General features: G+C 44.4%; 6 protein-coding genes. 1 reads left to right on the top strand and 5 read right to left on the bottom strand.

Annotated elements, in window-relative coordinates; translation table 11 throughout:
• Positions 1 to 15: 15 nt before the first annotated feature.
• From CH376_RS18265 to CH376_RS18290, 5 genes are all read right to left on the bottom strand, one after another.
• The gene (locus CH376_RS18265; protein WP_100786200.1) at positions 16 to 1,593 is read right to left on the bottom strand and encodes a TolC family protein; all 1,578 of its coding nucleotides are present in this window, start codon (positions 1,591 to 1,593) and stop codon (positions 16 to 18) included.
• A 46-nt stretch (positions 1,594 to 1,639) separates the two neighbouring features.
• Positions 1,640 to 2,515, bottom strand: coding sequence for a succinate--CoA ligase subunit alpha (gene sucD, locus CH376_RS18270; RefSeq protein ID WP_100786199.1), 876 nt, complete (start codon positions 2,513 to 2,515; stop codon positions 1,640 to 1,642).
• Positions 2,516 to 2,527: 12 nt separating this feature from the next.
• Positions 2,528 to 3,700, bottom strand: coding sequence for an ADP-forming succinate--CoA ligase subunit beta (sucC, locus tag CH376_RS18275; RefSeq protein ID WP_100786198.1), 1,173 nt, complete (start codon positions 3,698 to 3,700; stop codon positions 2,528 to 2,530).
• Positions 3,701 to 4,324: 624 nt separating this feature from the next.
• Positions 4,325 to 4,966 carry a Holliday junction branch migration protein RuvA gene (gene ruvA, locus CH376_RS18280; protein WP_100786319.1) on the bottom strand — a complete coding sequence of 214 codons (642 nt, stop codon included), beginning with the start codon at positions 4,964 to 4,966 and terminating at the stop codon, positions 4,325 to 4,327.
• A gap of 692 nt (positions 4,967 to 5,658) precedes the next feature.
• Complete coding sequence (locus CH376_RS18290) at positions 5,659 to 6,699, bottom strand: MBL fold metallo-hydrolase (RefSeq protein ID WP_100786195.1); 1,041 nt, start codon at positions 6,697 to 6,699, stop codon at positions 5,659 to 5,661.
• Between the two features lie 330 nt (positions 6,700 to 7,029).
• Between CH376_RS18290 and CH376_RS18295 the strand changes: the two genes are divergently transcribed.
• The coding region (locus CH376_RS18295) for a hypothetical protein (protein ID WP_243398287.1) at positions 7,030 to 7,297 on the top strand (268 nt) is incomplete at its 3' end.

The following is a 7,297-nucleotide window of genomic DNA, read 5'->3' on the forward strand; positions in this document are numbered from 1 at the left end:
TACCCCGGCTTTGGATCAATTTAGATTCGGAATCAGCTTATCTCGATCCACTTGAAAGCGTTCGAGAAGCGCGTTTTTCGCGAGATAATAACGCAAGAGATCGATGTTAAAATTCACTCTCGCTTGAGTCAGTCGAAGCTGATCTTGGACGTGGGTGTCTAACGCGTTCTTTACCGAAACCGCGTCGGCTCTTCCCTGGCGGAAACTTCTCAACACTCCGTTGTAGTAGTTTTCAGTTTCTCTTTCTGTGATGATATTATTCTTATAAATTCTGTGACTGGCTTCCAGCGCTTCGATTCTTGTTTTAACGTCGTCTCTGACTTCGTTTTTCAAGTCCTCTTCTTTCAAAGTCGCTTGACGCATGGAAATGTTCGCGTCTCTGACTCCAGCGTAAATTCCTTTGTCCGCCAGCGGATAGACGAAGTTCATCTGTCCCGTCCACTCTTTGTACTTCGCCGTGGTAATCCCGTGATTGTTATCGGTGTAATTATCCTGCGGAGAAACGATATTCTGGGATTGGCTCGCGCCGGTTCCGGAGATAGTCAGGGTGGGAAGTCTGTCGTTGTTTGCGTTTTTTAAAGCGGCTTCCGCGATTTCTTTTTGTTTGAGCGCGTTTAAAAAATCCGCTCTGTGTTTGTAAGCGTATTCTAAATCTTTCGGATAATCCGGTTTTTCAGAGAGGTCCTCCAAAAGATTTGTTTCTTCAGAAAGCGAAGTTCCTTCCGGAATCTTTAACGAACGAACGAGTTTTCTCTTTGCTTCTTCTTTTTGCACCGTTGCTGTTTCCAGTTGGTTTTCCGCTTGGGCTAAGAGTGCGTTCCACTGATTGACTTCGAAACTTTCGGAAAGTCCGAGCCCTTGTTTGCGAATGGTAAGATTGCGGATGTTCTTCGTGTTTTCTACGAGTTGTTTGTAAGTTTTGACGGCTTGTGTTTTGATCGAATAGTCCCAGAAATCCACGAGAGAATCTACGATCACACCGGAGATTTGTTGGGATACTTGATTCTTTGCGATCTCGGCTTGAGATTCTAAGATTTTGACTTCATTTCTTCCCTTATAACCGAAGGAATTTTTGAGGAGATCCTGGCTGATCGTCGCTCTTACAAATCCAGTATAAAGGGGAGGAATTCCTAAAGAAGAAAATCCAGCCGGAGTTGTGGACGCGTTTTCAAATGCGTTCGAGTCGAATCTTCTGGTTCCGGCTTCCACCTTAAAATAAGTTCCGGTCGTCTGAAGGGTCTTTTCGATCCCACCCTTGATGGTATCGTCGGAAATTTTAGTTCCTGAGAGGAGGTTTGCCTGGTTGAAAGGAAGAATCGACTGGCTCGATTTTCCGTCGGCTACCAATCTCCAAGAATACTTCGAATCGTTTTTCAGGAAGTTCGTATCCGATTTCGCCAATTCGTAGCGAAGATTTTGCAGGCTATAATTGCTTTCCAGCGCTCTCTTTACGGTTTCTTCCGTCGAGAGTTTGAGGGTCTCGTCGGCCGCAAGGGAGAAGGTTTGAAGAAGAACGAAACTTCCCAAGAGAATTCTTCCCAGGTTCTTTGTTCTAAGAATCCTTTGTTTTGAATTTTGTACTTTTTGATCCATTTCGTAACTCCTTCCGTTCTGGAACCCTTGTAAGAATAGACCCTGGTTACCTCAGAGCCTTCTTCATTTTTTCTCCAACTTCCGCGATGGACTGGCAAACATGGATTCCCGCTTCCTGCATCGCTTTCATTTTGGAAGAAGCCGTTCCCAGCCCTCCGCTGATGATTGCGCCCGCGTGTCCCATTCTTTTGCCCGGAGGAGCCGTTTGACCAGCAATAAAGCCTACAACCGGTTTTTTTACGTAATTCTTGATGTATTCGGCCGCTTCTTCTTCCGAAGTTCCGCCGATTTCACCGATCATCACGATTCCCTTGGTTTCAGGGTCTTCGTTTAAGAGCTTGATCGCTTCCGTATGGTTCATACCGGGAACTGGGTCTCCCCCGATTCCGATACAAGTGGACTGACCTAAACCTTGTTTTGTGATCTGAGCTACGGATTCGTAAGTCAAGGTTCCGGAACGGGAAACGATTCCCACAGAACCCGGGCTGTGGATAAAGCCCGGCATAATTCCCAGTTTTTGTTTTGCGCGAGGAGTGATCACTCCGGGACAGTTCGGTCCCACGAGTCTGGTTTTAGAATTTCTAAGAACGCTGTAAACCTTGAGCATATCGTGGGTAGGAATTCCTTCCGTGATACAGATTACAAGAGGAAGTTCCGCAAGAATTCCTTCGATGATCGCATCCGCCGCGAAAGCGGGAGGAACAAAGATCACCGCCGCATTTACGCCTTCATTTTTTACGGAATCGTGGATTGTGTTAAAAACGGGGACCTTGTCTTCCCATTTTGAACCGCCCTTTCCCGGGGTAACTCCCGCAACCACTTTGGTTCCGTAAGCTAACATCTGAGTTGCGTGGAAAGAACCTTCCTTACCGGTGATTCCCTGAACTACAACCTTTGTATTTTCGTCAACTAATACTGCCATGTGTGTTCTCTCTTACTTGATCAGTTTGGCAATTGTGTTTGCCGCTTCCCGGAGGTCGTCGACTCCGGTAATTTTGAGTCCGCTCTTATTGAGGACTTCTCTTCCGAGTTCCGAGTTGGTTCCTTGAAGACGAACCACGAGAGGAACTTTGAGATCCACAGCCTTCGCGGCTTCGATGATCCCTTCCGCTACCATGTCGCAACGAACGATTCCACCAAAGATGTTTACGAAGATTCCTTTTACGTTCGGGTCACCGAGGATGATTTTGAATCCGTTGGTAACGGTGGTCTTGCTCGCTCCGCCTCCCACGTCGAGGAAGTTAGCGGGTTCGGCGCCTGCGATCTTAACGATGTCCATCGTCGCCATTGCGAGTCCGGCTCCGTTTACCATACAACCGATGTTTCCGTCTAACTTCACGTAGTTGAGGTTGAATTCGGACGCTTGAACTTCGAGGGGATCCTCTTCCGTAATATCGCGGAAAGCTGCGTTGTCCGGATGACGATAGAGAGCGTTTTCGTCGAGGTCGATTTTACAATCTCCCGCGATGATCTCATTCTGCTTTGTGAGGATGAGAGGGTTGATTTCTAAAAGGGATGCGTCTTCTTTGATATAAGCTTCATAGATCGCGAAGAGAAGACTTTGGAAAGATTTATGGGATTCGATCGGAAGTCCGAGTTCGAATGCAAGTTGTCTTGCCTGGTTGAGTTGAAGACCGATTCCCGGATCCACCGCGAGTTTGAGGATTTTTTCCGGATGTGTTTCGGCAACTTCTTCGATTTCCATCCCGCCTTCCGTGGAAGCCATAATGATGGTTTTACGAATGGAACGATCGAGTAGAATACTTAAATAATATTCCTTTGCGATATCGATTCCTTGCTCCAGATAAACTTTCAGGACTTTTTTTCCTTCCGGTCCGGTTTGAGGAGTGATGAGTTGCATACCGAGGATCTTATCGACTGCGGCTAATGCGTCTTCTTTTGTTTTGGTGACTTTAACTCCGCCGCCTTTTCCGCGTCCACCGGCGTGGATTTGCGCTTTTACAACTACTACGGAACCCTCGGTTGCGTAGGTAACTTCGTCGTGGGCTTTGGATCCGTTTTCTTTATTATCGATAACGACCCCAAAAGGTACGTTGGCTTTATGCCTTCTCAGGATTTCTTTTGCCTGATACTCGTGAATTTTCATGAATTAACCTTCATTGAACTTAGTTCAGTGCTTTTAGTAGGAGGAACAGTTTTCTCTAAATTTATAATGTTTTCGGCGGGAACTTTGGTGTCAGTAAAAAATTCAGGAGAATCTTCGTTTGGCGGTCCGGATTCCGGTTTTCAGCGCGTTCTCTGATTTTTTGGAAGTGAATGAAGAACGGGATTTTTCGGTAAGAATTTGGCGCGTATGAGTTCCTACTTTTGGGAGTTCATAAAGTCTATTTGAGTTTGGGATTAGCCTCTTTGGTCTTTTTAGGGAATTGGTTCGTGAAACGAAATTTTGTTGGAACTCCAATCGAGAATTTTGTCTTCGACGAAGGAGCTTTGATTTCGGGAATGTAGGAACTCCCCCAGAAGGACGATGCTTAAAAATCGATCAATAGATTTTGTTCGGGAAGAGAATTTGATTCCTCTTATAAAAGAGCTGATGGACGGAAATGTAGGAACTCCTATCCAACGAACGAAATATTAGTTTTTGAAGCGAAGGTCGGATTCTTCTTAAAACCCTAAGAAACGTAGGAACTCACACAAAAATTGAATCTTTCTTCGAAAGAAATGGCATCCGATTCTTCCGAGGTCCTAAAAAAAGTAGGAACTCACACATTTACAATCCTTTCAGAATTTCTCGGATGATTTCTCCCGGATCGGTTTCCGGAGAATTTTTCAAAACCTTTTCCACTTCTTTGGTTGCGGCTTTTTCTTCAAAACCGAGCTGGATGAGTCCTAAGACCGCGATTTCCTTTCTTCGGGAGGCGGCTGCTTCTTCCGGAGATGAAGAAGAAACCACAGAGGAAAGGGGAGTTCCCTTAGCCGAAGTTCCGGAAAGAAAGAGTTCCAACTTTTTCAAATTCTGTTTCACTTCGAAAAAAATCTTCTCCGAAGTCTTTCCTTTCACTTTCGGAATTTTCTCGAGTTCTTTGGCTTCTCCGGATTGTGCGATTCGATAGAGGTCTTCCGCGGAGAAAAAGGATAAGATTTTGAGAGCCGTCAGTTCTCCGATTCCTTGAAGTCCTTTCATCACTTTGAAGAATTCCTTGTCTTGCTCGGTTAAAAATCCGAAAAGCCTCTGTCCTCTTTCGTTCATTGCGTGGAAGATATGAAGATGAATTTCTTTTGCGGAAGGAAAACTTTTGAGTTCGAGATATGTTTTGAAGGAAATCGTAATTTCGTAGGTGACCCCGCCGGTTTCCAGATGAGCGAATCCGACTTCTAATTTTTTAAGAGTTCCTTTCAGACCTGAGATCATATCCTTCCATCCGTTCACGAGAAGTAGGATCGTAAAGATAAATTTCTTCGAGTTCTTGTGCGTCTTCGGCGTTTTCCTTTTGCGAAAAGGCGAATTCAATTTCGATAGAACAAAAAATTCTTCAAAAAAGTATCCCTTTCGTCAATTTAAGAATGAAAATGAACCGCGAAGGAAAGTCTCTTTTTACAAAATAGAGGCGCTCGTTTCGTAAAAGAACAGGATCGGAATATAAAAGAATTCTTATGTTTTTAAGAATCGTCGCGATCATCGGATTCGATTTCGGAGGAACCGCAAACCGTTGAGATTCTTTTTTTTTAAGAGATTTCCAGCGTTTCCCAAAGAATGAGAACAAAGAAGAATATTCATTTTTCACCAAGTAACTCTCCGCGAAAAAGGAGCGCAGGAGTTCCCACACATTACGTCTTTTCGACGGACTTACGAACGTCTGAACGGGAATCTTTCGGGACAATTCTTGTGTGAGTTCCTACAGTCGAGGTCTTAAAACAAGACATGAATTGTATCAAAAGGGAAAGTCGTTTTGCAAAACCGAATTTTGTTTTTTTTTGAATTCTCAAGAATTTCGTTCTCCGGAGAAAAAGTAGGAACTCATACAAATTCAGACTTCTTCCCGAATATTTTCATTTTTCAAACGATTTTCCACAAAGTATATCTTATAAAAGAGATATTGCATTCTACAAGTCGATGATTTCTCCAATGGTCCAAACTTTTACCTGAGTCGAATCTTTCGTTTCTCCTTGTAGTTTTTTGAGAAAGAGGGGCGCTTCCGAAGGGAGATCGTCTCCGAGCGCAAACGTTCCCCAGTGAACGGGAAGGAGTAGTGACGACTGAAGAATTTTACTCGCGTCCAAGGCTTCCTTGGGACCGATATGAGCCGCCTCCATAAACCATCTCGGCTTAAAAGCGCCGACGGGCAGGAGCGTCGCCGTAAAACCTTGCGGAAATTTTTTCCCGATTTCGGAGAAATGTTTCGAGAAACCCGTATCGCCGCCGAAGTATATTCGAATATTATCAAATTCGAATGCGTAACTTCCCCAGTGATATTGATTCATGTCGGTAAGACCCATTCTGCTCCAGTGTTTGGCGGGAAGATAATGAATTTTTGTTCCTGCGTATTCGGAAACGGACCACCATTCCTGAATCAGAGCATTATCAAAACCTTCGTCCTTTGCAAACTCTCTCATCCCGGAAGGAAGGTGCACCGTAACGTCCGGAAAAAGTTTTTGGATTTTTTTGATGGAATCTATATCGAGATGATCTCTGTGTGCGTGGCTCACCGCGATTACGTCCACACCCGGAAGATTTTCAGGCTGAATCGGAAGTTCCGTAAGTCGCTTAACAAAAGGCGGAATTCCGGTGAAGATCGGATCCGTAAGAATGTGCATTCTTTTTCCGTGAAAGTTTGCGGCGATCCAAACGGTCGCATGACCGAGCCAGATGATTCTTACCTTTCCTTCCGGAGCTAAAAAATCCTCCTTGGTTCTCGGGATCACATTCGGAATTTTTGCAAGATCTCCTTCCGCCGCGGGAGGATCCGCGGGGCCTAAAATTTTCCATCGAAGGACCGAAAAAAAACTCTTATTGAGTCTCTCGTCTTCTTCGAGATTGCGGTACTTTCCGTCTTGATAGTGAGAGGAGCGAACCCTATCCGGATCGATCGGAAAACAGGATTGAAAAAGAACAAGGACGCTCAGGAAGAAATATAGGTGTTTCATGCGCATTGGTTTGAGGATTCGAACCCTGAGTCTTTCCTCAGGTTCCGGATTCGTTAAGGTTCTTTTGAGTCTTCTTTCAAAAAAGAAAAAAACAAGCCTCTATTTGCAAAATTTTGACTGAAACATTCTCGGAGATAAGGATCGTTACCGAAAAATTTTCCAAATCCGAGTTTGAAACCTGGTTCGATCCGCATTCGATTCTTGATTCCATAAAAAAGATCGTTCATTCCCGAGGAGGATCCATTTTACTTTTTCTATTTTCTTTCCTTTTTCGAGTGATAGGCTTTCGTTTAAGAGGGACGACTCCCCTCTTTTCAAAGGAGAACTTTCGTGAAACCCATCACTTTCTTTCAAATCTCTCTCGTGACTTTCGCACTTGCCTTTCTCTCTTGTTCCAACCTCGGTTTGGATCAGAACAAAGAGAAAAAAGATCAGGATAAGAAGAAGTGCAACAGCGCGGTGGCAGCTTACATCGGTTGCACTGCTTCCAATTCCGCAATGGGAGCTTGCGATTCTCTTTATCTGGGCTTTTCAGAACGAGAACAAAATGAACGAATTGGAAGAACTAACGGAACAAATTCTTCAAAAAACGGATTTG

Origin of the sequence: Leptospira adleri (assembly GCF_002811985.1) — a bacterium.
In the GTDB taxonomy this organism is placed as follows: Bacteria; Spirochaetota; Leptospiria; order Leptospirales; family Leptospiraceae; genus Leptospira; species Leptospira adleri.